Annotated in this window: 1 pseudogene; it reads right to left on the reverse strand. The window is 65.3% G+C overall.

Going from position 1 to position 314, the window contains the following annotated elements:
* Positions 1 to 314 (reverse strand): annotated as a pseudogene (locus EN851_RS35205) (glucan 1,4-alpha-glucosidase); the annotation flags it as partial.

The raw sequence follows: 314 nt of genomic DNA on the forward strand, positions 1-314 counted from the left end.
ATGCGTTGCCAGCACCGCGGTGCTGACGCGGTATGTGTTCAGCCCGGAGGCGGCCGGACGATCGAGTTTTTCGAGACCCGCCTGGAATTTCCGCCAGTTTTCGACATAGGTTTCCGCTGCCGGCTCGAAACCCTGTTTCAGGCTTGCAAGGGCAAGGTCGGCGGCTTCTTCCGGCGAAGCGCCGAAGCCGAGCGCCAGCAAGGCCGTGCCCTTGCCTGCCGAAAAGCCGATCCCGCCGGTCAGCGCCACATTGCCGTCTTCCGCCCGCCCGCAAGCAGGATCGAGCGCGCGCCGATCATGAAGCTGCTGCCAGC

The sequence above is a fragment of the Mesorhizobium sp. M8A.F.Ca.ET.208.01.1.1 genome (genome assembly GCF_004791315.1).
Lineage (GTDB): Bacteria > Pseudomonadota > Alphaproteobacteria > Rhizobiales > Rhizobiaceae > Mesorhizobium.